22 protein-coding genes and 1 tRNA gene are annotated in these 24,181 nt (G+C 33.9%); 10 read left to right on the top strand and 13 right to left on the bottom strand.

Going from position 1 to position 24,181, the window contains the following annotated elements; all coding sequences use genetic code 11:
• The 7 genes from BM296_RS10050 to BM296_RS10020 all read right to left on the bottom strand — a co-directional run bounded on the left by BM296_RS10050 (position 1) and on the right by BM296_RS10020 (position 8,430).
• On the bottom strand, positions 1 to 2,364 hold the full coding sequence (locus BM296_RS10050; protein WP_091902867.1) for a PAS domain-containing sensor histidine kinase: 2,364 nt from the start codon (positions 2,362 to 2,364) through the stop codon (positions 1 to 3).
• Positions 2,357 to 2,899: a heme NO-binding domain-containing protein gene (locus BM296_RS10045; protein ID WP_027064482.1), complete on the bottom strand. Its 543-nt coding sequence runs from the start codon at positions 2,897 to 2,899 to the stop codon at positions 2,357 to 2,359. Before BM296_RS10045 ends, BM296_RS10050 begins: the two co-directional genes overlap by 8 nt.
• Positions 2,900 to 2,979: 80 nt before the next feature.
• A complete protein-coding gene (locus BM296_RS10040; protein ID WP_027064481.1) occupies positions 2,980 to 3,381 on the bottom strand; it encodes a response regulator in 402 nt (133 codons plus the stop codon).
• A gap of 124 nt (positions 3,382 to 3,505) precedes the next feature.
• Positions 3,506 to 4,753: an NAD(P)/FAD-dependent oxidoreductase gene (locus tag BM296_RS10035; RefSeq protein WP_091902866.1), complete on the bottom strand. Its 1,248-nt coding sequence runs from the start codon at positions 4,751 to 4,753 to the stop codon at positions 3,506 to 3,508.
• A gap of 18 nt (positions 4,754 to 4,771) precedes the next feature.
• Positions 4,772 to 5,779 (bottom strand): 4-hydroxyproline epimerase, encoded by a 1,008-nt coding sequence (locus tag BM296_RS10030; RefSeq protein ID WP_091902865.1) that lies wholly within the window; start codon positions 5,777 to 5,779, stop codon positions 4,772 to 4,774.
• 37 nt (positions 5,780 to 5,816) lie between these two features.
• A complete protein-coding gene (locus BM296_RS10025) occupies positions 5,817 to 7,394 on the bottom strand; it encodes an aldehyde dehydrogenase (NADP(+)) (RefSeq protein WP_091902864.1) in 1,578 nt (525 codons plus the stop codon).
• Between the two features lie 118 nt (positions 7,395 to 7,512).
• Complete coding sequence (locus tag BM296_RS10020) at positions 7,513 to 8,430, bottom strand: dihydrodipicolinate synthase family protein (protein ID WP_091902863.1); 918 nt, start codon at positions 8,428 to 8,430, stop codon at positions 7,513 to 7,515.
• Positions 8,431 to 8,564: 134 nt separating this feature from the next.
• On the opposite strand from BM296_RS10020, the gene BM296_RS10015 reads away from it, so the two are divergent.
• From BM296_RS10015 to BM296_RS09990, 6 genes are all read left to right on the top strand, one after another.
• The gene (locus BM296_RS10015) at positions 8,565 to 9,410 is read left to right on the top strand and encodes an AraC family transcriptional regulator (protein ID WP_091902862.1); all 846 of its coding nucleotides are present in this window, start codon (positions 8,565 to 8,567) and stop codon (positions 9,408 to 9,410) included.
• Positions 9,411 to 9,492: 82 nt separating this feature from the next.
• Positions 9,493 to 9,576, top strand: a tRNA-Leu gene (locus BM296_RS10010).
• 110 nt (positions 9,577 to 9,686) lie between these two features.
• Entirely contained in the window at positions 9,687 to 10,586 is a 900-nt protein-coding gene (locus BM296_RS10005) for a MerR family transcriptional regulator (protein WP_027064475.1), read from the top strand.
• Positions 10,587 to 10,600: 14 nt separating this feature from the next.
• Positions 10,601 to 12,058, top strand: coding sequence for a bifunctional phytoene desaturase/3,4-desaturase (locus BM296_RS10000; RefSeq protein ID WP_091902861.1), 1,458 nt, complete (start codon positions 10,601 to 10,603; stop codon positions 12,056 to 12,058).
• Between the two features lie 7 nt (positions 12,059 to 12,065).
• Entirely contained in the window at positions 12,066 to 12,905 is an 840-nt protein-coding gene (locus BM296_RS09995) for a phytoene/squalene synthase family protein (RefSeq protein ID WP_091902860.1), read from the top strand.
• Entirely contained in the window at positions 12,905 to 13,351 is a 447-nt protein-coding gene (locus BM296_RS09990) for a sterol desaturase family protein (protein ID WP_027064472.1), read from the top strand. The genes BM296_RS09995 and BM296_RS09990 overlap by 1 nt, the downstream gene beginning before the upstream one ends.
• Before the next feature lie 27 nt (positions 13,352 to 13,378).
• Here the strand turns inward: BM296_RS09990 and BM296_RS09985 are convergent, their stop codons facing one another.
• The 5 genes from BM296_RS09985 to BM296_RS09965 form a co-directional block, all read right to left on the bottom strand.
• Complete coding sequence (locus BM296_RS09985) at positions 13,379 to 13,933, bottom strand: TlpA family protein disulfide reductase (protein WP_091902859.1); 555 nt, start codon at positions 13,931 to 13,933, stop codon at positions 13,379 to 13,381.
• Positions 13,934 to 14,012: 79 nt separating this feature from the next.
• Positions 14,013 to 16,286, bottom strand: a complete 2,274-nt coding sequence (locus tag BM296_RS09980; protein WP_091902858.1) for an aconitate hydratase — start codon at positions 16,284 to 16,286, stop codon at positions 14,013 to 14,015.
• Between the two features lie 186 nt (positions 16,287 to 16,472).
• Entirely contained in the window at positions 16,473 to 17,426 is a 954-nt protein-coding gene (locus tag BM296_RS09975; protein WP_091902857.1) for an AAA family ATPase, read from the bottom strand.
• Between the two features lie 5 nt (positions 17,427 to 17,431).
• Positions 17,432 to 18,895 (bottom strand): peptidylprolyl isomerase, encoded by a 1,464-nt coding sequence (locus BM296_RS09970; protein ID WP_245786993.1) that lies wholly within the window; start codon positions 18,893 to 18,895, stop codon positions 17,432 to 17,434.
• Complete coding sequence (locus tag BM296_RS09965; protein ID WP_091902855.1) at positions 18,864 to 19,763, bottom strand: peptidylprolyl isomerase; 900 nt, start codon at positions 19,761 to 19,763, stop codon at positions 18,864 to 18,866. The genes BM296_RS09970 and BM296_RS09965 overlap by 32 nt, the downstream gene beginning before the upstream one ends.
• A 209-nt stretch (positions 19,764 to 19,972) precedes the next feature.
• Between BM296_RS09965 and BM296_RS09960 the strand changes: the two genes are divergently transcribed.
• The 4 genes from BM296_RS09960 (at position 19,973) to BM296_RS09945 (ending at position 23,543) form a co-directional block, all read left to right on the top strand.
• Complete coding sequence (locus tag BM296_RS09960; protein ID WP_091902854.1) at positions 19,973 to 20,212, top strand: hypothetical protein; 240 nt, start codon at positions 19,973 to 19,975, stop codon at positions 20,210 to 20,212.
• 15 nt (positions 20,213 to 20,227) lie between these two features.
• Complete coding sequence (locus tag BM296_RS09955; protein ID WP_091902853.1) at positions 20,228 to 21,355, top strand: serine hydrolase; 1,128 nt, start codon at positions 20,228 to 20,230, stop codon at positions 21,353 to 21,355.
• Positions 21,356 to 21,377: 22 nt separating this feature from the next.
• Positions 21,378 to 22,121, top strand: a complete 744-nt coding sequence (rluF, locus tag BM296_RS09950) for a 23S rRNA pseudouridine(2604) synthase RluF (RefSeq protein ID WP_091902852.1) — start codon at positions 21,378 to 21,380, stop codon at positions 22,119 to 22,121.
• 108 nt (positions 22,122 to 22,229) lie between these two features.
• Positions 22,230 to 23,543, top strand: coding sequence for a carboxypeptidase-like regulatory domain-containing protein (locus BM296_RS09945; protein WP_091902851.1), 1,314 nt, complete (start codon positions 22,230 to 22,232; stop codon positions 23,541 to 23,543).
• A 66-nt stretch (positions 23,544 to 23,609) separates the two neighbouring features.
• Here BM296_RS09945 and BM296_RS09940 read toward each other — a convergent pair whose 3' ends face one another.
• Positions 23,610 to 24,122 (bottom strand): fasciclin domain-containing protein, encoded by a 513-nt coding sequence (locus BM296_RS09940; protein WP_091902850.1) that lies wholly within the window; start codon positions 24,120 to 24,122, stop codon positions 23,610 to 23,612.
• Positions 24,123 to 24,181: the final 59 nt, after the last annotated feature.

Below are 24,181 nucleotides of genomic sequence, written 5' to 3'. Positions count from 1 at the left end.
TTAATTATGGTGCTTCTTTATAGTAAAATGAAATTGGGTACCTTCCCCTACTGCACTATCTACCCACACGTTACCTTGGTAGCGATCAACAATTTTCTTCACTATAGAAAGTCCTATACCTGTAGATCTTTCATTATTTCCGATAGATTGAAATATATCAAAAATCTTTTTATGATATTCTTCTGGTATACCTACTCCATTATCGCTAATAGTAAACTGCCAGAATTCTCCATCATCTTTACAGAGAACTTCTACAAGTCCTTCTTCCCTTTCTATATGTACCACGGCATTACCAATAATATTTTGAAAAACTTGATGAACCTTAATTCTATCTGCCATAATAGTTGGTAGTGGTTTAGGTATCACCAATTTTACGTGTTCAGGTATATATATAGTTTCACCTATATCTGTAATGACTTCATTTAAATTTACTTTAGAATCATCTAGAGCTGAGCTATTGGCAGTTGAATATTCTAGAATACCGTGAATTAATTTATCCATAGATGCAACTTTCTCTTGCATGAGATCAAGATTTTGTCGCCCACTTTCATCTAATACATCTTTGTAATCATCGCTTAACCAAGTAGCCAATGCACTAATACTTCTTAATGGTGATTTAAGGTCATGAGAAACTATATGCGCATACTCTTGTAGACCTTGATTACTATTTTCTAAATCTTTAAGTAATCTTTCTTTTTGAAGCTCTAACTCCTTTTGATCAGTTATATCTAAATGTATGCCTATAGAACCAATTACCGAACCTGTATCATCATATCTAGGTGCGCCACTAATTAGCCAATGTTTTACATTATCATTTTTATCTACGACTTCTACTTCATAAGATTCTGATATACCGCCGAGTCTATTTTTATTCTTCTTTTCAATTATGCCACCATCTTTGAATCTAACAACTTTAGAAGCTACTTTACCTATAAGATATTTGCTTTCATAGCCGCTCATATTACAAAAACTTTGGTTGACCATCTGTATAATATCGTCATTATCAACCTCAACCAAACCTAAATTCATGTTAGCTATTATACTACCATATTTTTCTCGTTGGGCTTCTAAATTTTTTCTGTAATTCTTGCTTATTGTAATATCATGGTAAGCCCATAAGTGACCTTTATAGTCGCCATCATTATCAATAGGAATAAAATCTCTTGCCAAGACCCTACCATCTAACATTTCTAACTCATCTGCCAATACAGGTTCTTTCTTTGCTAGAATTTCTTCAATTCTAGTTACAAAGTTATCGGGATTTTTAAAGAGCTTTTTATTCTCCTTTTCAGATTCTTCACAGTCAACTCCAATAAGATTTTTAGGAGTATTTTTAATATTGAAAATATTACAGAACATTTGGTTGGTCAATGCCACTTTACCATTCTCATCTTCTAAGAGCACCCCAGTTTGTAAATTAGAAATTAATGCTGATAATCTATTTTCAGATGCCTTAAGTTTTCTATCAGCTTCTAATTGATGAGAAATATCTTCTATAATTGCTACTTGATAATCGGTTTTTCTATGGTCATCATGTATAGCGGACATCATAGTCTTGCCCATAATAGTAGTACCATCTTTTTTATTGAATCTCCATACTTCTGTAAACTTATCAAGTTTGCCAGCACACATTTCATCAATAGAATATATACCTCCCTTAACTTTTTCAGGTTGAGATATGGACTTGAAAGAAACATTTTTAAGTTCCTTCTCATTATATCCCAACATTTCTAGAAACGTATTATTAGTCTTTAGAATTTCGCCATCAACAGAAAGAACAATACCAAGAGGAGAGTTTTCTACAATGATATCTAATTGAGCCTTTTGCTCTGCAACAAGTCTTTTTACTTCTGTTTCTTGTGAAATATCTCTAATTATACCCTGTGCGGCAATAGGTCTTTGGTTTTTATCATAAACAAGACTAGCATTTATTTGAATCCATTTTTCAACACCACCGTCAAGAATAATCTTTGCTCGATAATTCTTTAAACTGCCAACCTCCATCATAGAGCTCATAGACTCCTGGGTATACGCTAAAAAATCTGGATGTATAAATTGAGAAAGGTTTACTACTTTTTCTAAATGGTCAAAGCCCAAAAACTCTTTGGCCGACCTGTTCATGTTTATTACATTGAACTGAAGATCCATAACAACATAAGGATCTATAATATTTATAAAAATACCATCAAGCTCTGAGGTTTTTTCACTCAGTAAATTCTCAAGCTTTTGATTTGATTCTCTTAAATGGTGAGTAACATCATAAAGTTCTTTAGATTTATCCTCTAAAATCCTCTCAGCCTGTTTACGTGCCTTTTTTTGCCTTTCAAGGGCTTTTTTTAAGAGAACAACTTCTTTATTATCCATTTTGTACTACATCAAATTTCACTTCCGTACCATCTTCCTTAAGAAGTTCATAGCTTATATCTGCCTTACCATTAAAATGTTCAAATGCTTTCTCAATTAACCCATGGGCCAATCTATACAAACCTCTAGATGAAGAATATATCATTGAAATTGAAGTATCTGTTTTTTCAAGAATTTTAAATGTAGGTAACTCAGCTTCTGGATATAGCTTTTTTACGTGTACATGTATATGGTCTTCTATAGAATATAGTAAACCTATTGGTGATTTATAATTTTGAATAACCTCTGGATGGGCGTTCTTTAAACTTGAAAACAAGTAAAGACCGAAGGCATAAATTAAATCTCCGGCGGGTAAATCTACCTCTTTACTTAATTGGGTAATCAACGCCACCATTTCATTGAATTCATAGGTGGCAACAGAAGTATAAATACCCTCAGATGGTAGATTGGATTTTTCAATAATATTATCAACAGTCTCTAAACCGAACTCCGATTCGACCATTTCTAAAAACTCTGTAAACACTATGCCTTTCATTCGAAAATATTTGATTTATTTTCAAACGTAGGAAAATTAATACAGATATACTTGAAAATGTTGTGAAATGAGCTTTTTTGTTAGCCTTTAACCAATTGATTAACATTCCAGTACTCTAAAACAGCATTTAACTTATACTCATAATCCTCATATTTTAAAGGCTTAATTACATAACCTGCTATACCAGCTTGGTAACATTTTAATAGATCTGCTCTATTTTCAGATGTGGTTAAAATGACTGTTGGTAAATACTGAAGTATTTCATCTTCCTTTAAAATAGCAAGAAATTCTATACCATTCATTCTTGGCATATTTAAATCTAATAGAATAATATCTGGTAATTTTTCACCTGACCTTAAATAGGTTAATGCTTCTTCACCATTTTTTGCTTCTATAATCGAATGCTTTAAATTAAGTTTAGAAACTGTACGTTTCAACTTCATTACTTCGATTAAATCGTCTTCTATTAATAATATATCCATTGGTCATTTATTTGATACTACAAATGTCAACGATTAATGATTGTTAAAATGGTAACTGTAGGTGAATGGCAATTTAGTGTCGGTGAATGGTGATTCTATGCCGATGAGTATTTTTTAAAATTCTTTAGAATGTCCTTTCTGGACTAAAAGCAGTAAGGTTCATAGATGGCTTAGTATCAGATAATAACTCTGCAACTAGCTTCCCTGTAGCAGGTCCTAAACTCCACCCCATCATAGCGTGTCCTGTGGCTATGGTAAGGTTTGTAAACTTTGAAGATTTACCTATATACGGCAAACCGTCTGGCGATACTGGTCGTAAACCTGTCTTAACAGCATTTATCTCTGTATCGTTTATTTCTATATCAGGATAAAAAGAATGTGCACCATTGGCTATAGCATGTACCCTTTCTTTTCTTACCACATCATTGTTACCTGAAAACTCCATAGTACCTGCAAATCTTGTAAATCCATTCATAGGCGTTACCGCCATTTTAGATTCCATCAATATTGCCGGTATTGAAATACCCGTTTCGCGTGCTACATTTATACTATAGCCTTTACCCCCTTGCAATGATAGTTTTAAATTCAGTTTTTTAGCAAGATTACCACTCCAAGACCCAGCTGCTAAAACTACCTCATCTGGTCTATAGCTGTCTTTATCTGTAATTATCTCCTTAATTATTGTTCCTGAAGTTTTAATATCAAGTACTTCTTCATTTGTCTTAATAACAACACCTTGCTGTTTTAAGTAAATTAACAGCTTTGGCATTATTTCTGTTGGTGTAGTATGTCCATCACATTCATAATGTATAGCTCCTTCTGCTTCTATATTTACATTAGGTTCTAATTTATGTAGTTCAGACTTATTTAAATCAGAGACCTCAAGACCTTCAAAATTTACCCTTTCTGCAACTTTCTTTTCATGTAAATAACTTGCTTCTGTCTTATACAGCATTAATAAGCCCTTGCGTTCTAATTGAAAATCTCCTAAATCGCCTGAGTTTTTGATATCAGTAAATAATTGTCTACTTATAAGATTTATATCCTTTATCAGTGGAATAGCTTTTTCCACTTTGGCTAGGGTTGAAGATTTATGAAAATACCATGACCATTTAAGAAAATCTGTATCAAGCCTGGGTTTCATATAAAACGGACTCGCAGAATTAAACATCATTTTAATTCCTTTGGCAATCATACCTGGCGATGCTAAAGGAATTATATGACTTGGTGTTATATAGCCTGCATTTACAAATGATGCGCCAGAGGTGATGTCTCCTTTATCAATTATAGTAACTTGAAATCCTTCTTTCAATAAATAATACGCAGTGCTTAAACCTACAATACCAGCACCAATAACAACTACATTCTTCATTTTAAATCATTGCTAAATTTATATTACTTGGAATCCATGTGCATACGGATCATCATCATCTATAGTAATAGTATTGTGGCCGTATATTTTCGCCCAACCTTTAATACTGGGTATAATGGCTGGTTTCCCTGCCAATTCTGTTTCTTCCTCTACACATCCTATAAATTGAGACCCTATATAACTTTCATGAATAAAATCTTCGGCGACAGTCAATTTGCCTTTTGCATGCCACTGCGCCATTCTAGCAGAAGTACCTGTACCACAAGGTGAACGATCAATTGCTTTATCGCCATAAAAAACAGCATTTCTTGCGGTAGCAGTTTCAGACATGGTATTTCCTGTCCATAACATATGACTCACATTTCTTATGGTAGTATCCTCCGGATGAATAAATAAATTAGGATACTTGATATTAATTTCTGCCCTTAATTCTTGACTAAACTGTATTAATTCGTTGGCGGAATAGTCATGTATTCCACTAAAGTTTTTTTGTGGATCTATAATGGCATAAAAATTACCACCGTAGGATACATCAAAAATCAGTTCACCCAAATGGGAAGATTCAATGGTCAAATCTGTTGCTGCCAGGTAAGACTTTACATTGATCAATTTAACCCAATCTACTTTCTTTCCTGTTTGCCGATAAGTAACAAGTACTAAACCTGCAGGGGTTTCCATACGAACCTGTCCTGGTACTTTTGGCACAATCAATCCTTCTTCTATACCAATTGTTATTGCTCCTATTGTTCCGTGCCCACACATTGGTAAACAACCACTCGTTTCAATAAATAGTATTCCAAAATCATTATCAGGATCACTTGGCGCATAGAATATACTACCGCTCATCATATCATGTCCACGAGGCTCAAACATTAATCCTTTACGGATCCAATCATATTCCTTTAGAAAATGCTGGCGTTTTTCACTCATTGTATTCCCAAATAAATTAGGACCACCGTGCTTAATTACCCTTACTGGATTTCCGCAGGTGTGCGCATCAATACAAACAAAAGTGCTACTTGCCATTTAGAAACATTAATTACCGTTGTTCAACTTATTTTTTTTAGTTCTTGCTATAAACGCCTTCTATTAGACGTGTTATTTTAAGTGGATTTTCATCTTGTAATGCCTGTGGCAATAATTTATTAGGCCAGTCTTGAAAAGAAACCGGACGTACCCACCTTTTGATTGCCGATGTACCCACAGAAGTAAAACGAGCATCAGTAGAAGCAGGAAATGGACCTCCATGAACCATAGAAGAACAAACCTCTACACCTGTAGGCACGCCATTAAACAATAAACGCCCTACCCTACTTTGTAGCGCATCTACAACATTTGTATGCTTTTCCAAATCATCTTCTGACCCTAAAATAGTACCAGTTAATTGACCTTCCAGATGATTAAGGATATTTTCGAGTTCAGTAACATTCTCACAAGTAACAACTACTGAAAACGGTCCAAAGACTTCTTTATGTAATTTGGTGTTTGCTAAAAAATCTGCACCGCTAACTTTTAAAATAGATGGTTGTGCCGTATTTTCATTTGTATCCTTTTCATAATTTGCAGTAACAGTTACTCCATTTTGACCAGACAATTCTTTTTTACCTTCTTGATATTTGGCATGTATATTTGGGTGGAGCATACATGTAGGCTCTAATTTTAATATTTCCTCGGATAATTTATTTATGAATCCGTTTAACTTTTCTCCTTTTATTCCTAGAACCAAACCTGGGTTGGTACAAAACTGACCCGCACCCATAGTAATTGACGAAGCGTATTTGGTAGCCCATGCATCACTATCATTTTCTAACGCCGAGGGCAGGATAACAACCGGGTTAATACTACCCATTTCTGCAAATACAGGTATAGGTTCATCACGTTCATTGGCTAATTTGTACAGTGCCGTACCACCATTAATACTACCGGTAAAACCTACAGCTTTTACTTTAGGATGTTTAACCAATTGCTGCCCTACTTCTATTCCACTACTATTTAAATTAGAGAACACACCATTTGGCATACCGGTTTTTTCTGCCGCCTTTATTATTGCCGATGATACCAATTCACCAGTACCTGCATGCATTGGATGACTTTTTACAATAACCGGACAACCTGCCGCTAGTGCACTAGCAGTATCTCCACCAGCAGTTGAAAACGCCAATGGAAAATTACTGGCTCCAAATACCACCACAGGACCTAATGGAAACAACATTTTACGTATATCTGATTTCGGCATTGGTTCTCTATTGGGTTGTGCTTTTTCAATAACAGCCTCTACCCAAGAACCTTCTTTTAAAACATTGGCAAAGGCACGTAATTGCCCCATGGTACGACCGCGTTCTCCTCTTGCTCTACCTTCTGGCAAACCAGACTCCTTACAATACGTATTAATCAATTCGTCGCCCAACGCTTCTATTTCTGTTGCTATTTCTTCTAGAAATTCTGCTTTTCGTAATCCAGAAATATGCTTATATACTTTGAAAGCGTTCGTTGCCAATTCAACAGCATCATCAATTTCATTAGAAGTTGCCTCATAAAAAGTCCACTCCGTATTTTTATTTTCTTTAGGGTTAAAGGTCTTAAAGGTTACTTTACCCTTTTTAGAAGATGTATACCCTATTGAATTTGTACCACTTATCATTCTCTATATTTATCCTGTTACTCAAAAGTAAAGAAAGAACCTGTAATAAATTTGGCTTCTTTCTAGACAATTGCCAAAAGTTGAAAAAACACTCTATAAAAGTGTAAACTATATTTAATTAATTAATTCCTTTATAATCTGGCAATGTAGGTCGTGTAGCCATACCTTGTTTAATAACTGCAGCAACTCGTTTTCTCTCAGCACCTATTAATGGTACTCTTGGAGCTCTAACATATTCAGTACCTATCCCAGTAGCTACTTCTGCCATTTTAATATTCTGTACCAATTGTGGGCTAATATCTAATTCTAACAATGGCAAAAACCATCTGTAGATTTCTAAGGCTTCTTTAATTCTTCCAGCTTTTGCCAACTCAAAAACTGCACAGGTTTCTGCAGGAAAAGCACAAACTAATCCGGCTACCCATCCATCGGCACCCATTAATGTACTTTCCAGACCTAAAGTATCAACACCTGTTAAAACATTTAAGCGATTGCCAAACCTTGTCTTAATTCGAGTAATGTTAGATATATCTCTAGTTGATTCTTTTACAGCCTGTATATTATCACATTCAGTCAATTCTTCTAGCATATCTAGAGTCACCATTATACCATAATCTATAGGGTTATTATAAATCATAATTGGCAGCTTGGTACTTTTTGCCGTTTCTTTAAAATAAGTTACCGTTTCATAATCATTAGCTTTGTAACGCATGGGTGGTAGCATCATCAACCCTGTTGCGCCACATTCTTCTGCAACATGTGCGGCATGTATGGCACCCTTAGTAGTCTGTTCTGCAATATTGATAATAACAGGCACTTTGCCTTTTACCAACTTAACGGTCTCTTTCATTAAAACCTTTTTCTCATTAGAGGTAAGAGTACTTGCTTCTCCTAATGTGCCACCGAGAATAATTCCGCTTACACCTGCTTCTAATTGTGCATTAATATTAACCGCGAACATATCTAGGTCTAATTCATCTTTAGCGGTAAATTTTGTGGTAACTGCTGGCATAACGCCTGTCCATGATATACTCATTCTATCTTATGTTTTGGTGATACTCAAAATTACTAGTCGTATTATCTATTACGTGTTTTTATATTATCCATACATGGTACTATATTATCATCTTACTTGTTTATTTATAAATTAATATGATAAATTAGATGCATATGAAAGTGTATCCTTTTAAAATACCGAAACCTGTAGATGAGCATTTAATAGTTCAAATAGATAAGGAGCCTATTTTTTATAATCGTCTACATCAGCATGAAGAAATACAAATAAGCCATATTATAAATGGAAATGGAAAACTACTAGTTGGTGATAGTGTGCATCAATTTTCAGCAGGAGACACCTATGTAATAGGCAGTAACCTGCCACATATTTTCAAAAGTATACCTCAAGAAAAAGATGCGCATATGGTAACCGTTTTCTTTACTGATAAATCTTTTGGTTCTGATTTTTTCATGCTTCCGTATTTTAAAGACCTAAAACAATTCTTCTTTAATGCTACAACTGGTTTTAAAGTAATTACTAATAAAGAAATTATAGCACAACAATTAATAGAACTACAATCTCAAAATAGGTTGAAACGTTTTATATCATTTTTAGAATTGCTAGAAAACTTGTCGCAAATAAGCACAGAACCCTTGAGTAGCTTTATTTATTCTAAAACACTTAGTGTAAATGAAGGCGAACGATTACAGGAAATATTTGATTTTGTTTTAAAGAATTTTCAACAATCCATTTCATTGGACGAGATATCTAAAATGGCATTTATGACGCCTAACGCATTTTGTAAATTCTTTAAGCAACGAACTAACAAGACCTTCTTTCAATTTTTAATTGAGCTTAGAATTGAACATGCTTGTCAATTGCTCTCTTCTAAAAAGGAGTTGAATATAAATTTAGTTTCTGACATGTCTGGCTTCAATTCGATATCAAATTTTAATAAAAAATTTAAAAAGCTAAAAGGAATTACGCCAACCCAATATCAGCAGTCGCTTCTTCAGTGAAAAGTTGAACCATATATTTCGACTATTAATTTTAAATTGCATAATAGGTTTCTATATTTGCAGTCCAATATACTTCGTATTAGCCCACGTGGTGAAATTGGTAGACATGCTACCTTGAGGGGGTAGTGTTCGTAAGGACGTGCTAGTTCGAATCTAGTCGTGGGCACAAAAGGTTAGATTTACATCTAGCCTTTTTTTATTTTGATAATTTTAACTTTCTGGTAGTGATAAGCATTTCAATAAATTGTAGATTTGTTTAATCCTTTTTCAGAAAACATGAACAATGTAAAAAAGCAGTTTAGTATTAGAGATTTAGAAAACCTCTCTGGTATTAAGGCACACACCATTAGAATTTGGGAAAAAAGATATAATCTTTTATCGCCTGAGCGTACGGACACTAACATTAGAACTTATAGCCTCGCTAGTTTGCAAAAGTTACTTAATGTTACCTTATTATATAACAATGGGCACAAAATTTCAAAAATCGCTAAGATATCTGATAAAGATATTCCGTATGTAGTTCGTGAAATTGTAGCAAAACACAGTCATAAGAGTCAAGCTATAAATGCTTTTAAACTAGCAATGGTCAATTTTGATCAGACAATGTTTTTTAATACGTACAATGCTTTATTAAGTGAAAGTTCTTTTAGGGAAATTTTCAAAGAGACATTTGTTCCATTATTGAACGAGCTTGGTCTTTTATGGCAAACAGATACTATTAGTCCTGCTCACGAGCATTTTATGAGTAGCCTTATAAAACAGAAAATTCTAATAAATACAGAAAAGCTTCAACATTTAGAGCCCACTAAAAAGGATAAGGTATTTGTAGCGTTTTTACCTGAAAATGAAATTCACGATATTGGTTTATTATATATCAATTATGAAATCATCCTTAAGGGATATAAATGTATTTACCTAGGTCCAACAATACCTATGGAAAATCTTGAAGATGTTCTAAAATATTTTGATGACATCTATTTCGTATCATATTTTACGGTTTTTCCAGAAAAAGATAGGGTTAACAAATACTTAGAAGACTTTAAAGCAGTGGTAGCCAACTACAACAACCCTAATATTTGGCTTTTAGGCCGACAAACAAATTTTATTGATGAAGCTACAAAACCAAAATTTTGTAGAACATTTACTTCTATCGATAATTTGGTAAACAATTTATAATCTCACAGAAATACATGAAGAAGAATTGCATTGTAATAGGTTCTGGTTTCTCGTCATTATCAGCAGCATGTTACTTAGCAAAGGACGGCTGGGATGTTTCTATTTTTGAAAAGAATGAATCTGTAGGTGGCCGTGCCTCTCAATTTATTAAAGATGGATTCACTTTTGACATGGGTCCAAGCTGGTATTGGATGCCAGATATTTTTGATAAGTTTTTTGCCGATTTCAATAAACAAACATCAGACTATTACCAACTAGATAAGCTGAGTCCCGCCTACAAAATTTTCTTTTCAGATGATGTTATCACTATTGGTGATAGTATGGACAAAATTTGTGAAGAATTTGAAAGAATAGAACCAGGGAGTTCAAAAGCACTAAAAAAATTCATTGATAAGGCGCAAGAAAACTATGACATTGCCATCAACAAAGTTGTTCTAAGACCAGGGCTTTCTCCCTTAGAATTAGTAACTAAAGAAACTATTTTAAAAGTTGATCAGTTTTTTAAAACTATTAGCTCGCAAGTACGTAAGTCCTTTAAAAATCCGAAATTGATATCAACATTAGAATTTCCGGTGTTATTTCTTGGCGCAAAACCTAGTAAAACTCCGTCGTTCTATAATTTTATGAACTTTGCCGATTTTGGTTTGGGCACATGGCATCCTAAAGGTGGTATGTACGAGGTTATTAAAGCAATGGAAAGTCTGGCTAAAGAGCTAGGTGTAACCATACATACAAATTCACCAATAGAACATATATTAGTAGATAATGGTAAGGCAACAGGTGTTTCTTGTAACGGTAAAATTCATACTTCAGATGTAGTTTTAAGTGGAGCCGATTATCAACACTCAGAAAGCTTACTAGAAGAAAAGCACCAACAATATAGCAAAGGTTATTGGGATAAAAAGGTATTTGCCCCTTCATCCCTTCTGTTTTATATTGGATTTGATACCAAGCTAATAAATGTAGAACATCACAATTTATTTTTTGACACAGATTTTGAATTACATGCACAAGAAATTTATGATGACCCTAAATGGCCTACAAATCCGTTATTCTATGCAAATTTTCCATCTATAACAGATGAAAGCATGGCGCCCAAAGGTTGTGAAACAGCATTTTTTCTAGTGCCTATTGCAACTGCTCTTGAAGATACAGAGGCATTACGAAATCAATATTTTGATATAATTATTGACCGCTTTGAGAAAAGAACCGATCAAGACATTAGAAATAATATTATATTCAAGGAAACATTTTGTGTTAATGATTTTGTAGAAAGATATAACTCATATAAAGGAAATGCATATGGTATGGCTAATACGCTAACCCAGACAGCATTTTTAAGACCCAATTTAAGAAGTAAAAAAGTGGTTGATTTATATTTTACAGGACAACTGACTGTACCTGGTCCAGGAGTGCCACCCGCACTAATATCTGGGAAATTAGTGTCAGAATTAATTATAAAAGATAATTAGTTTACCTATGAAAGATACTTTTGATCAAGTCTCGTACCAGTGCAGTAAAATTGTAACTAAAAGATATAGTACATCTTTTGCGTTAGCAACTAAAATGCTACATTCATCTATACGCGGTCATATTTATAATATTTATGGTTTTGTTCGCTTTGCGGATGAAATCGTAGATACATTTCATGATTATGATAAGGAAGTACTCTTTGATAAATTTGAGCAAGAACTAGAAGCATCTCTTCGTGATAAAATTAGTTTAAATCCAATTTTAAACTCATTTCAACACACCTATCATACATTCAACATCCCTAAGCATTTGGTTGATTCATTTATGAAAAGCATGCGAATGGATTTGGTAAAGAATATTTACCGTACCGATGCTGAATACAAAGAATACATATATGGTTCTGCAGATGTAGTTGGTTTAATGTGCTTGCAAGTATTTGTAAAAGGTGACATTGAAGCTTATGATAAGTTGAAGGAATCTGCAATGGCACTAGGTTCTGCATTTCAAAAAGTAAATTTCTTAAGAGATGTAAAAGCTGATTTTGAAGAATTGAACAGATCTTATTTTCCTAATACCAATTTAAAAGAGCTTGACGAAAATTCTAAAAAACGAATAGTTGATGAAATAAAATCCGATTTTAAAAAAGGGTACGAAGGCATTATCGGCTTACCAACCGAAGCCAAGTTTGGAGTTTATACAGCTTATAAGTACTATTATAAGTTATTAAAGAAACTGCAGAGCACACCATCTTTAGAAATTAAAAACGCACGAATTAGAGTACCTAATTATCAAAAATTTGGGTTACTAGCGCGTTCTTACGTTAAATTTAAAATGAACTTAGTATAATGGATATAGTTATTGGAATATTGATTTTTCTAGGAACTTTTTTGTTCATGGAATTCATGGCGTGGTTTACGCATAAATATGTAATGCATGGTTTTTTATGGAGTCTTCATAAAGACCACCACAAGAAGGACCATGATTCTTGGTTTGAAAGAAACGATTTGTTCTTCATCTTTTATGCGATTGTAAGCATGTCTTTATTTTATGCGGGTACTACAGGTTTTTGGTATGGTTACCCTTTAGGATTCGGAATTTTAGCCTACGGAATCGCTTATTTCTTAGTACATGATATCTTTATTCACCAACGTTTTAAATTGTTCAGAAATGCAAATAACTGGTATAGTAGAGGTGTTAGAAGAGCACATAAAATGCATCACAAGCACTTGGGTAAAGGAGATGGAGAATGTTTTGGAATGTTATTCGTACCGTTTAAATACTTTAAAAAATAACAACCTATTCGGTTTTGATTAAGTCGCTTACTCCGAAATTAATTCGTTTAATAGATTATTAATTTTCTCATTGTCCCAGTCTGCTATAGCATTTTGGTGTATTATTATTGAACCGTCTTTATCTATTAAATAAGATCCTGGCGGTTTTAGCAATGAGATTGGGCTTGGTTCTCCAATAATCTGATAGGTAACCGGGAACGTATAGCCTTGCTCATTCATGAAAAGCTCTACAGGAGCTCTTTCTTCATTCGTAATTACATAGAACTTCATATTATCCCCATACGTATCAAAAAGGTACTGAACGTCTTTTAACTGTGCCTGAGAAGGCATATGCCATGAAGTCCAAAAAGTGATGAAGACTACTTTACCTTTTGCTTCCTCAAAATTGATAAATTTCCAATTTTCATTTTTCAACTTCCAATCATAGTCCGCAATCTTTCCTCTTTTTTCTGGCGTAATAATAGTAGGAGATGTTGCGAAGACCCTGTTGAGTATAATTTTGCTGTAATCACCCAAAGGGGTAACAAAAAAAGAAAGTACAAAAGCAATAATCAATAAGGTAAAAACTGTTTGTCTCTTCATAAAAGTCAGATAGGGGTTAAAACTAAAAAACTCCTGAATAATATCAGGAGTTTTTCTCACTAATTTTTACTTATTGAAATTAAGAAGCATTTTCTCTCTTAATAACATTTAAAGCAGAACCTTCTCTATACCATCCAATTTGAGCGGCATTATAAGTATGGTTTACTTTAATTACATCTTTACTACCATCGGCATGAACAACCTCAACGGTTAACTGCTTGTCTGGTGCAAATTCTGCAATATCAATAAAGTTAAATGTATCATCTTCTTGTATAAGGTCATAATCACTTTCATTTGCGAAAGTTAAACCTAACATACCTTGCTTTTTAAGGTTAGTTTCGTGAATACGTGCAAACGACTTAACAATTACAGCGGCAACACCCAAATGACGAGGCTCCATTGCAGCATGTTCTCTTGAAGATCCTTCACCATAGTTATGATCACCAACAACGATGCTTCTTACACCTGCAGCTTTATAAGCACGTGCAGTATCTGGAACACCACCAAATTCACCTGTTAATTGGTTTTTAACCATATTGGTCTTATGACCAAATGCGTTTACAGCACCAATTAAACAGTTATTTGAAATATTATCTAAATGTCCACGGAAACGTAACCATGGTCCTGCCATAGAAATATGATCTGTTGTACATTTTCCAAATGCTTTAATCAACAATTTAGCACCCGTTAAACTCTCATCTTTTATAGGAGTAAATGGCTCTAACAATTGTAATCTTTCTGAATCTGTAGCAACTTTTACCGATACACCTGAACCATCTGCATCAGGAGCAAGATAACCTGCATCTTCTACTTCAAAACCTTTAGGAGGTAATTCCCATCCAGTTGGCTCATCGAACATTACCTCTTCACCTTTTTCATTGATTAATTTATCCGTCATCGGATTAAAATCTAATCTACCCGATATAGCAATTGCAGCTGTAATTTCAGGTGATGCAACAAAAGCATGTGTATTTGGGTTACCATCTGCACGCTTAGCAAAGTTTCTGTTGAAAGAGTGAACTATACTGTTCTTTGGTGCATTTTTCGGATCACTGTAACGAGCCCATTGTCCAATACATGGTCCACACGCGTTAGTAAATATCTTAGCATCCAATTTCTCGAATATTCCAAGAATACCATCACGAGCTGCAGTATAACGTACTTGTTCAGAACCAGGATTAATTCCTAATTCCGCTTTCATTTTAATTCCTTTATCAATAGCCTGTTGTGCAATAGATGAAGCTCTAGATAAATCTTCGTAAGAAGAGTTTGTACAAGAACCGATCAATCCCCACTCAACAGCTAAAGGCCATTCATGAGAAGTAGCTTTCTCTGTCATATCACTACCAACTTTAGTAGATAAATCTGGAGTAAAAGGACCGTTTAATAATGGAGTTAATTCAGATAAGTTAATTTCTATAACCTCATCGAAATATTGTTCTGGGTTAGCATATACTTCAGGATCTGCAGTTAAATGTTCTTTAACTTGATTTGCAGCATCAGCAATGTCAGCTCTATCGGTAGCTCTTAAATAACGCTCCATAGATTCGTCATAACCAAATGTAGAAGTTGTAGCTCCTATTTCAGCACCCATGTTACAGATTGTTCCTTTACCAGTACATGATAAAGATTTAGCTCCTGAACCAAAGTATTCAACGATTGCTCCTGTTCCACCTTTTACAGTAAGAATTTCGGCAACTTTTAATATAACATCTTTTGGTGCAGTCCATCCAGAAATAGTTCCAGTTAACTTAACACCTATTAATTTTGGAAATTTAAGCTCCCAAGCCATACCTGCCATAACATCAACGGCATCAGCACCACCAACACCAATAGCAACCATACCTAACCCACCTGCGTTTACAGTGTGAGAATCAGTACCGATCATCATTCCTCCAGGAAAAGCATAGTTCTCCAATACAACTTGGTGAATAATACCTGCTCCTGGTTTCCAAAAACCGATTCCGTATTTATTGGAAACAGATTCTAAGAAATCAAAAACTTCGGCACTTGTAGTGTTTGCAGATTTTAAATCGGCAGTAGCACCACTTTTAGCTTGTATCAAGTGATCACAATGTACTGTAGTTGGCACTGCTACTTTTGGCTTACCAGCTTGCATAAACTGTAATAAGGCCATTTGTGCAGTTGCATCTTGACAAGCTATACGATCCGGAGCAAAATCAACGTAATCTTTTCCTCTTGTAAATGCTTTAGATGGTGTTCCATCCCAAAGGTGTGAATACAAAATTTTCTCAGAAAGGGTAAGTGGTTTCCCTACAATATTCCTAGCCTCGTCAACACGTTTAGCCATATTGGCGTAAACTCCTTTAATCATATCAATATCAAATGCCATTCTTTATCTAATTTTAAGTTAGCGCAATTCTGTAAATTTAAGAAAATCTATAACGCAATTAAAATTAAATAAGTATGATTAATCGCTTTTTATTAAATATGCCTTGCTAGTATATACAACAGCACTTGGCAGAAAGTGACTATTATCACAATTTGCCCTCAAAAAACTAAAAAAAAGAAGTGAAAATTAAAGCAGTTTATCTATGATATCCTCTTCAGTGATACCTTCTGCTTCTGCCTTGTAATTTTTAATTATACGATGACGAAGAATACCTTTTACAACGGCATGTACATCTTCTATATCCGGAGAAAATTTACCATGTATAGCAGCATTGGCCTTAGCACTTAAAATTAAGTTTTGAGATGCTCTTGGTCCCGCTCCCCAATCTAAATACTGTTTTACGTAGTCTGAAGCGGAGTCTAAATTAGGTCTTGTACTATTTACCAATTTTACGGCATATTCCACAACATTATCGGCAACAGGAATTCGTCTTACCAATTCTTGAACAGCAATAATATCTTGGGCATTGAAAAGCGGATTAATAACCTGCTTGATATTTGCCGTAGTATTCTTAACTACTTGAATTTCTTCTGCAATTGTAGGGTATTTCAATTCAATTGCAAACATAAAACGGTCTAACTGAGCTTCTGGCAAAGGATATGTTCCTTCTTGCTCAATTGGGTTTTGTGTTGCTAAAACAAAATACGGTAATTCTAATTTATGTTGGTGACCAGCAATAGTAACAGCTCTCTCTTGCATGGCTTCTAATAATGCGGCCTGCGTTTTTGGCGGAGTCCTATTAATTTCATCTGCCAAAATAATATTGGAAAATATAGGTCCCTTTAGAAATTTAAAATTTCTGTTCTGATCTAAAATTTCACTACCAAGTATATCACTTGGCATTAAATCTGGAGTAAATTGTATTCTTTTAAAATCTAGACCTAACGCTTGGGCAATAGTATTTACCATTAAGGTTTTTGCCAAGCCTGGTACGCCAATCAGCAATGAATGTCCCCCTGTGTAAATAGAAAGCAGAATCTGTTCAATAACCTCATCTTGACCTACAATGATTTTGGCTATTTCCTTTTTAAGCTCAGCATGTTTTACTACTAGGCGTTCTATTGCTGCAACGTCTGACATATTTTTTATTCTTTTACCCAGTTATTAGCGAACTCACAATCTTTGTTCTCATCATTAACACTAATATAGGTATCTTTAATATGCTTGTCCATCCATTTCTTGATGGCGTTGTATTTCTTTTCAGTAAGGGCCAATTCTTGAATTTTAGTATAATCCTTTGAAAAATCAGCTACATGCTCATCATACCTATTGGTAATCTTAAGTATCTTATATTTTGGCGCACCACCTCTTTGGTCTTGTTCAAGTACCGGATATGTAATTTCATTATCCTTCAAATTCTGAACTTGATTGTACAAAGTAGGATCCATCTTTGTTAATTCGAATTTAGAATCGAAATTCACAGGATTACGTAAAAGCCCACCATCGAATTTTGTTTCCTTTTCATCAGAAAAATTTAAAGCTGCCTCTGCGAACGTAAATTCCTCATTAATAATTTTCTTACGAATAGTATCCAATTCTGCCTTAGCAGCATCCAAAACACTTTGAGATATTTCTGGTTGAATTAATATATGTCTTAAATCTAATTCTTGACCTCTAATTTTTTCTATGAAAATAATGTGATACCCAAAAGTAGTTTCAAAAGGCTCAGAAACTTCACCTTCTTTTAAACTAAAAGCAACATCTTTAAATTTCTTATCAAAACCAGTCTCTTTAGTTATACTATAAAACCCTCCTTTAGATTTTGAACCTGGATCTTGAGAATATAAAATAGCCTTTACACTAAAACTAGCGTCATTATCTTCAACATCAGCTTTTATCTGATTAAGCTTATCTACAACTTTTTGTTTTTCCTCTTCAGAAGGTTCTGGCTCTTTTGTAATTTGAGCTATCTCTAATTCTGCACCAAATACTGGGCGTTCATCTTGTGGTATTTTATTAAAAAATTGACGAACCTCTTCAGGTGTAATTTCAATCTCTTTAATAATATCTTGTTGCATACGCTCAGAAAGCATACGCAGTTTGTTAATCTTATATAACTCTTCCCTAAAGCTCGCTTCGTCTTCCTTTTTATAGTATTTCAAGACTTTGTCCATAGAACCAATTTGCTGAACTAAAGACTGTAATTGACGATCACCAGTAGCATTTACCTCATCGTCAGATACCAAAATACTATCTTGAACCGCTTGGTTTGCATACAAACGATCTTCCATCAACTTACCTAAAAGTCCACAATGGGTAATATCTTCCGTCGAAGCTCCTTGACTTTTAAGGTCAATAAGTGTTTTTTCAATATCAGAATCTAAGATTACGTAATCCCCAACTACTGCAGCGATACCATCTAATTTTATTCTCTTGAAATTAATTGAAGAGTCTTTCTTTACTGGAGCAGCTTCCGCAACGGCTTCCATTGGTTCTACTTGATTATCCGTTACAGTTGGTATAGAATCTTGTGCTGTTACTACACTTGAGAACAGTAATACTGCCCCGATATAAATACTATTTTTTGTTTTCGAAAACTTCAAATTCATTATCCTTGATTGCTTCATCTAATAATTCAGTTTCTAATTTGCGTAGGTAGTCCATTTTTCTACGACTTAATAAAACTTGTTCTATTGTAGGCTTAATAAAAGTCAAAGGTGCAATATCATTTACATCCTTTGTTTCCTCTATTTTCCCCAAATATACCCCGATTGAATCCTCTAATTCAAAAAATTGTGAGTTTTTTAAGTACTTATTGGCATTGTCAGCCGTAATTGGGGGTATTTCTTCGAATATTCTACTGTAACGCACCCATATAGAGTCATTAAAATTCAATTTATTGAACTGAACACCAATAGAATCTAAGTAACGTACATCATCTTTCTTAAATCTCTTTAAGCGCTTACCAACCTCATCTTGATCTAAAAAACCTTTTGGCAATGCCACAAACCTAATTCTAGCGATTCTTTCTTTCAGCTTAAAATTCTCTTTTGCATGCTCGTAAAATTCATTCAACTGCTGATCTGTAATTACAGTATCCGTAGCTTGTGTCACCAAGGCTTCTTTATAAACACGGGTATACAACTCCGTTCTATAATCATCTACCAATGCATTATACTCCGCTAATTTTTCTTCAGATAAATTGATTTTGGCTTTAGAAAGCAATAATTGTTTGGAAGCCCAATTATTAATGTAATTGGTAGCGAAAGAAGCACTATCGCCTTTTGTCATATTCTCTGTAAGTAAGGGTGCCAAATCTTCTTGATACAAAAAGGACTCACCTACTCTAGCTATAACTTTCTTTTCTTCATCTTTTTTAAAAAGACCATCGCATGAAATAAACAAAATAGTCAACAACCCTAGACTAGCTAAAGGGTAAAACTTGCGGTTTATAAATTTAGATTTCTTAAAAAACATCGAGCAAAAATAGCAATAACCTATTCGTGTGCAAATGCTTATTGATTTACTTAACACGAATTTTAGGAACACAAGATATAACAAATACCTTATAAAGAACTAAAACTAGATCTTTTGCAAAATTGTAATCTCATTCCAAATAGGGTATGAACTGAGGTTTTTTAGGTAAATTTGTGTATTGATTTTTTATAATTAAACACCACTTATTCTTGAACAGACAAATAAAACTAATTTGGGATTTTAGAGGTCCTGCAGCATTAAAAACTGCAGAACACCATGTTAAACACCTCAATGAATTTATAGCCATGGAAAAAACCGAACTTAAAATTACCGGTTTTAAAGAAATAAATGACATGTATAGCATTGCGTTTATGGTCGTGGCAGAAAAAGAAATGATATCTGTTAGAGATTTATTAAAGCCACACCGTGGTGAAGTTTACGTGGCTTAATTAAAATACATAGACATGAAGCCTTTTTTACTTTTCATATGTTGTATAGCTATAGCTTCATGTTCTCAGCAAAAACAAAACCTTAATTTTCTTGAAGTTGCTTTATCATCAGATAATGCAAAAATTAAACGGGTTGTTGATAGTATAGACAACTATCAAGTTCAAATTAAATACACTCAAATAGACAGAAAAAATGATAGTGTAATTTTTACCGACTATGACTTTCAGGTTAACGATAGTATGTATTTCTATCCCGCGAGCACTGTAAAATTCCCAACAGCGGTATTGGCTTTAGAAAAACTAAATAAGATAGACAGCCTTTCTATACAAACGAAGTATTATGTGGAAGGTGACACTATTGAAAGTACATTCGCAAAAGATATATCAGAAATATTTGCTGTAAGCGACAATCTAGCCAACAATAGATTGGTCGAATTTTTAGGGTTTGAAGCTATCAATCAAAATTTAAGAGAAAAAGGGATATCGCCTGTTAGAATTACACATAGATTAGGACAGCGTTCAGATGACTTAAGGACAAAACCTTTAATTATTTATATTAATGATTCTACTACTGGCATTACTTCCTTTATATTGAACAAAACCCCAGATGAACTAGAGCTTCTAGAAATAAAAAAGGGAGTAGGTTATTATGAAAATGAGGAATTAGTAGAAGTTCCTTTTAATTTTAGTCAAAAAAACTATTACCCAATTTCATCGCAACATAATGTATTAAAAAGAATTTTATTTCCTAATAATTTTGAGGAAACAGAACGTTTTCACATAAGCGTTGAACAAAGGAATTTTCTATTAGAAGCAATGCATACCGTACCCCAGAAGGCTGGGTATGATGCAATAACATATTATGATAGCTACTGCAAGTTTTTTCTTTACGGCGACACTAAAGAAAATATACCAGAGCATTTAGAAATTTACAATAAAGTAGGATTTGCCTACGGCACCCTTACTGATTCTGCGTACGTAAAGGATACAGAGAATAACGTAGAGTTTCTTTTAACCACAACTATTTTGGTAAACAAAGATGGTATCTTTAATGATGATGCCTATGAATATGAAGAAATTGGAATTCCGTTTTTGGCACAATTGGGTAGAGAAATCTATCATCAGGAATTAAACCGTAAATAAAAATAGAAACAGCAAGCTGACTATGCAAGACAACACCAATAAAACAAGAATTAACAAATACCTAAGTGAAGCTGGCTATTGCTCTCGTAGGGCTGCAGATAAGCTTATTGACCAAGGAAGAGTTACTATTAACGGAGAAGTTCCAGAAATGGGCACTAAGATTACGGCAGGTGATATTGTAAAAGTTGATGGTGAACTAATAAAAGAACCAAAAGGAAAGTCTACCTACTTAGCTTTCAATAAACCTGTAGGCATAGTTTGTACAACAGATACAGGTGTTGAAAAAGATAATATTATCGATTTCATAAATTACCATAAACGTATTTTCCCTATTGGCAGATTAGATAAACCTAGTGAAGGACTTATTTTTCTTACTGATGATGGTGACATTGTAAATAAAATTTTACGTGCTCGTAACAATCATGAAAAAGAATATTTAGTAACCGTTGATAAACCTATTACAATTGATTTTTTAAATAGAATGCGCAAAGGCATTCCAATTCTTGATACCGTAACCAGAGAATGTCAGGTTTTTGAAGTAAGTACTTACCAATTCAGAATTATTTTAACTCAGGGTCTCAACAGGCAAATTCGCCGTATGTGCGAGTATTTGGAATATAGGGTAAAGAGATTAAAGCGAATTAGAATTATGAATGTTCAATTAGATATACCCGTAGGAGAATACCGTGATTTAACAGAAGAAGAATTAGCTGAAATTAACAGACTGGTAAGTTCCTCATCAAAAACATTTGACGGTGAAAAATAGTAGACAAATAATCTTTCATTTTTTTTAAATGGGCAACACAAATAATTAAAGCTCAACAATGTAGCTTAGTTCATTAAAAATCACTATTTTAAAATAAAAAGCTACGTTATGTCAAAAGAGAAAAAAAACCACATAAAAAACCATACTTTGAAGTATGGTTTTATTCTTCTTATTTCTATAATCACAGGAACCACTTCATTAATGGCGCAAACCATTAATTATTCTGAGTATACTGGTGAGGTATTAGACTCTAATAGCAAAAAAGCCTTAGTCTTTGCAACACTAACCGTGGACAATACCAATGTTACCACAATTACTAATTCAGAAGGTCAATTTTCATTGAAAGTGCCTACAGAATACATCAACAATAATTTAACTATCAGCTTTCTGGGTTATAAAACAAAGCAAATTTCTATTTCTGAATTGGAGAACGAAAAGAATAAGATCTTCATGGAAGAATTTGTTATGGCGTTATCAGAAGCTAGTATAGATGCTCCAAATGATGCGGAGGTTCTCGTCAGAGAAACCTTAGATAAAAAAGGCAGTAATTATTTAAATGAAAATACGGTAATGACCGCGTTTTATAGGGAGACCATTAAAAAGAGAAGAACCAATGTTAGTCTTTCTGAAGCTGTTGTAAATATTTATAAAACCCCTTATTCCTCTAATAAGACAGATGCATTAGAACTATACAAGGCACGTAAGAGCACAGATTATTCAAAGTTAGACACTGTAGCCCTAAAACTTCAAGGAGGTCCGTTCAACACTTTATTCGTTGATATGGTAAAATATCCAAATTATATTTTTACACCAGAAACATTGGGGTATTATGATTTTTCGTTTGACACCTCTACCCGTGTAAATGACCAATTGATATATGTAATAGACTTTAAACAAAAACCAGAAATTATTGACCCTTTATACAATGGCAAATTATATATAGATGCAGAAAACAAAATTCTAACTAGTGCTATTTACTCACTTAATATCACAGATAGAAAATTAGCTTCTCAAATGTTTGTACGTAGAAAACCAAAGAATGCAGAGGTATGGCCTACAGAAGTATCTTATCGAGTAGATTATAGAGAAAAAGATGGAAAGTGGTACTATGGGTACAGCAACGTATTATTAGAGTTTAAAATTAACTGGGACAAACGTTTATTTAATTCCGTCTATAGTATGAGTTGTGAAATGGCGATTACAGATTGGGAAAAAAATATAGAAAATACCATACCAAGGTCTAAAGACAGAATGAAAGCGTCAATCATTTTAAGTGACGAAGCTATTGGTTTTGCTGATCCAGATTTCTGGGGAGAATACAATATTATAGAGCCAGAAAAATCAATTGAATCTGCAATTAAAAAAATTCAAAGGCAATTGAAAAGAGATAAATCTGGCACGGGCGGCACAACAAAGCCTTAAAAATAATGAATCAAAAACCCCATCTAAATAATATAGATAGGGTTTAATTTTAGGGGGAAATCAAATTTATTTAGGCATTACTACTGTATCTATAGCATGGATAACACCATTACTCGCGGCAACATCTGCGATGACAACTGTAGCCATGTTTCCTTTTTCATCTTTCAACATAACGTTATCACCATTTAATGATAAAGTAATCATACCACCTTGTACAGTTTTAACTGGAAATGAACCCTTATTTTCTTTTATCGCTTTAATAACATCAGCAGCCATGTATTTACCTGCAACAACATGATAGGTCAACAAACCACTCAAAGCATTTTTACTTTCAGGCGCTAACAAGGTTTCTACAGTACCAGCGGGCAAAGCTTCAAATGCACTATTTACCGGAGCAAAAACAGTAAAAGGTCCCTCACTACTTAAAGTATCAACCAAATCGGCTACAGTAACCGCTGTTACTAAGGTTGTGAAATTTTCATTTGCCACAGCCACCTCTACAATTGTTTTTGATTGAGCAAATATGCTAGAGACAAATAAAGCAGTAGCACTTAAAAGTGTAATTTTTAAAATTTTCATAGTTCTTTTTTTTTAGATTTCTGTAAATGTAATGATGAGTTACAATTAAATATCTTAAA

It is taken from the genome of Maribacter stanieri (assembly GCF_900112245.1).
Classification (GTDB): domain Bacteria; phylum Bacteroidota; class Bacteroidia; order Flavobacteriales; family Flavobacteriaceae; genus Maribacter; species Maribacter stanieri.
The sequence above is the reverse complement of the archived record's forward strand: the minus strand, read 5'-3'. Positions and strand labels throughout refer to the sequence as shown.

Coding starts and splice junctions, on each gene's coding strand:
- BM296_RS10050 (WP_091902867.1), bottom strand. CDS start 2,364: ATGGATAATAAAGAAGTTGTTCTCTTAAAAAAAGCCCTTGAAAGGCAA.
- BM296_RS10045 (WP_027064482.1), bottom strand. CDS start 2,899: ATGAAAGGCATAGTGTTTACAGAGTTTTTAGAAATGGTCGAATCGGAG.
- BM296_RS10040 (WP_027064481.1), bottom strand. CDS start 3,381: ATGGATATATTATTAATAGAAGACGATTTAATCGAAGTAATGAAGTTG.
- BM296_RS10035 (WP_091902866.1), bottom strand. CDS start 4,753: ATGAAGAATGTAGTTGTTATTGGTGCTGGTATTGTAGGTTTAAGCACT.
- BM296_RS10030 (WP_091902865.1), bottom strand. CDS start 5,779: ATGGCAAGTAGCACTTTTGTTTGTATTGATGCGCACACCTGCGGAAAT.
- BM296_RS10025 (WP_091902864.1), bottom strand. CDS start 7,394: ATGATAAGTGGTACAAATTCAATAGGGTATACATCTTCTAAAAAGGGT.
- BM296_RS10020 (WP_091902863.1), bottom strand. CDS start 8,430: ATGAGTATATCATGGACAGGCGTTATGCCAGCAGTTACCACAAAATTT.
- BM296_RS10015 (WP_091902862.1), top strand. CDS start 8,565: ATGAAAGTGTATCCTTTTAAAATACCGAAACCTGTAGATGAGCATTTA.
- BM296_RS10005 (WP_027064475.1), top strand. CDS start 9,687: ATGAACAATGTAAAAAAGCAGTTTAGTATTAGAGATTTAGAAAACCTC.
- BM296_RS10000 (WP_091902861.1), top strand. CDS start 10,601: ATGAAGAAGAATTGCATTGTAATAGGTTCTGGTTTCTCGTCATTATCA.
- BM296_RS09995 (WP_091902860.1), top strand. CDS start 12,066: ATGAAAGATACTTTTGATCAAGTCTCGTACCAGTGCAGTAAAATTGTA.
- BM296_RS09990 (WP_027064472.1), top strand. CDS start 12,905: ATGGATATAGTTATTGGAATATTGATTTTTCTAGGAACTTTTTTGTTC.
- BM296_RS09985 (WP_091902859.1), bottom strand. CDS start 13,933: ATGAAGAGACAAACAGTTTTTACCTTATTGATTATTGCTTTTGTACTT.
- BM296_RS09980 (WP_091902858.1), bottom strand. CDS start 16,286: ATGGCATTTGATATTGATATGATTAAAGGAGTTTACGCCAATATGGCT.
- BM296_RS09975 (WP_091902857.1), bottom strand. CDS start 17,426: ATGTCAGACGTTGCAGCAATAGAACGCCTAGTAGTAAAACATGCTGAG.
- BM296_RS09970 (WP_245786993.1), bottom strand. CDS start 18,895: ATGAATTTGAAGTTTTCGAAAACAAAAAATAGTATTTATATCGGGGCA.
- BM296_RS09965 (WP_091902855.1), bottom strand. CDS start 19,763: ATGTTTTTTAAGAAATCTAAATTTATAAACCGCAAGTTTTACCCTTTA.
- BM296_RS09955 (WP_091902853.1), top strand. CDS start 20,228: ATGAAGCCTTTTTTACTTTTCATATGTTGTATAGCTATAGCTTCATGT.
- rluF (WP_091902852.1), top strand. CDS start 21,378: ATGCAAGACAACACCAATAAAACAAGAATTAACAAATACCTAAGTGAA.
- BM296_RS09945 (WP_091902851.1), top strand. CDS start 22,230: ATGTCAAAAGAGAAAAAAAACCACATAAAAAACCATACTTTGAAGTAT.
- BM296_RS09940 (WP_091902850.1), bottom strand. CDS start 24,122: ATGAAAATTTTAAAAATTACACTTTTAAGTGCTACTGCTTTATTTGTC.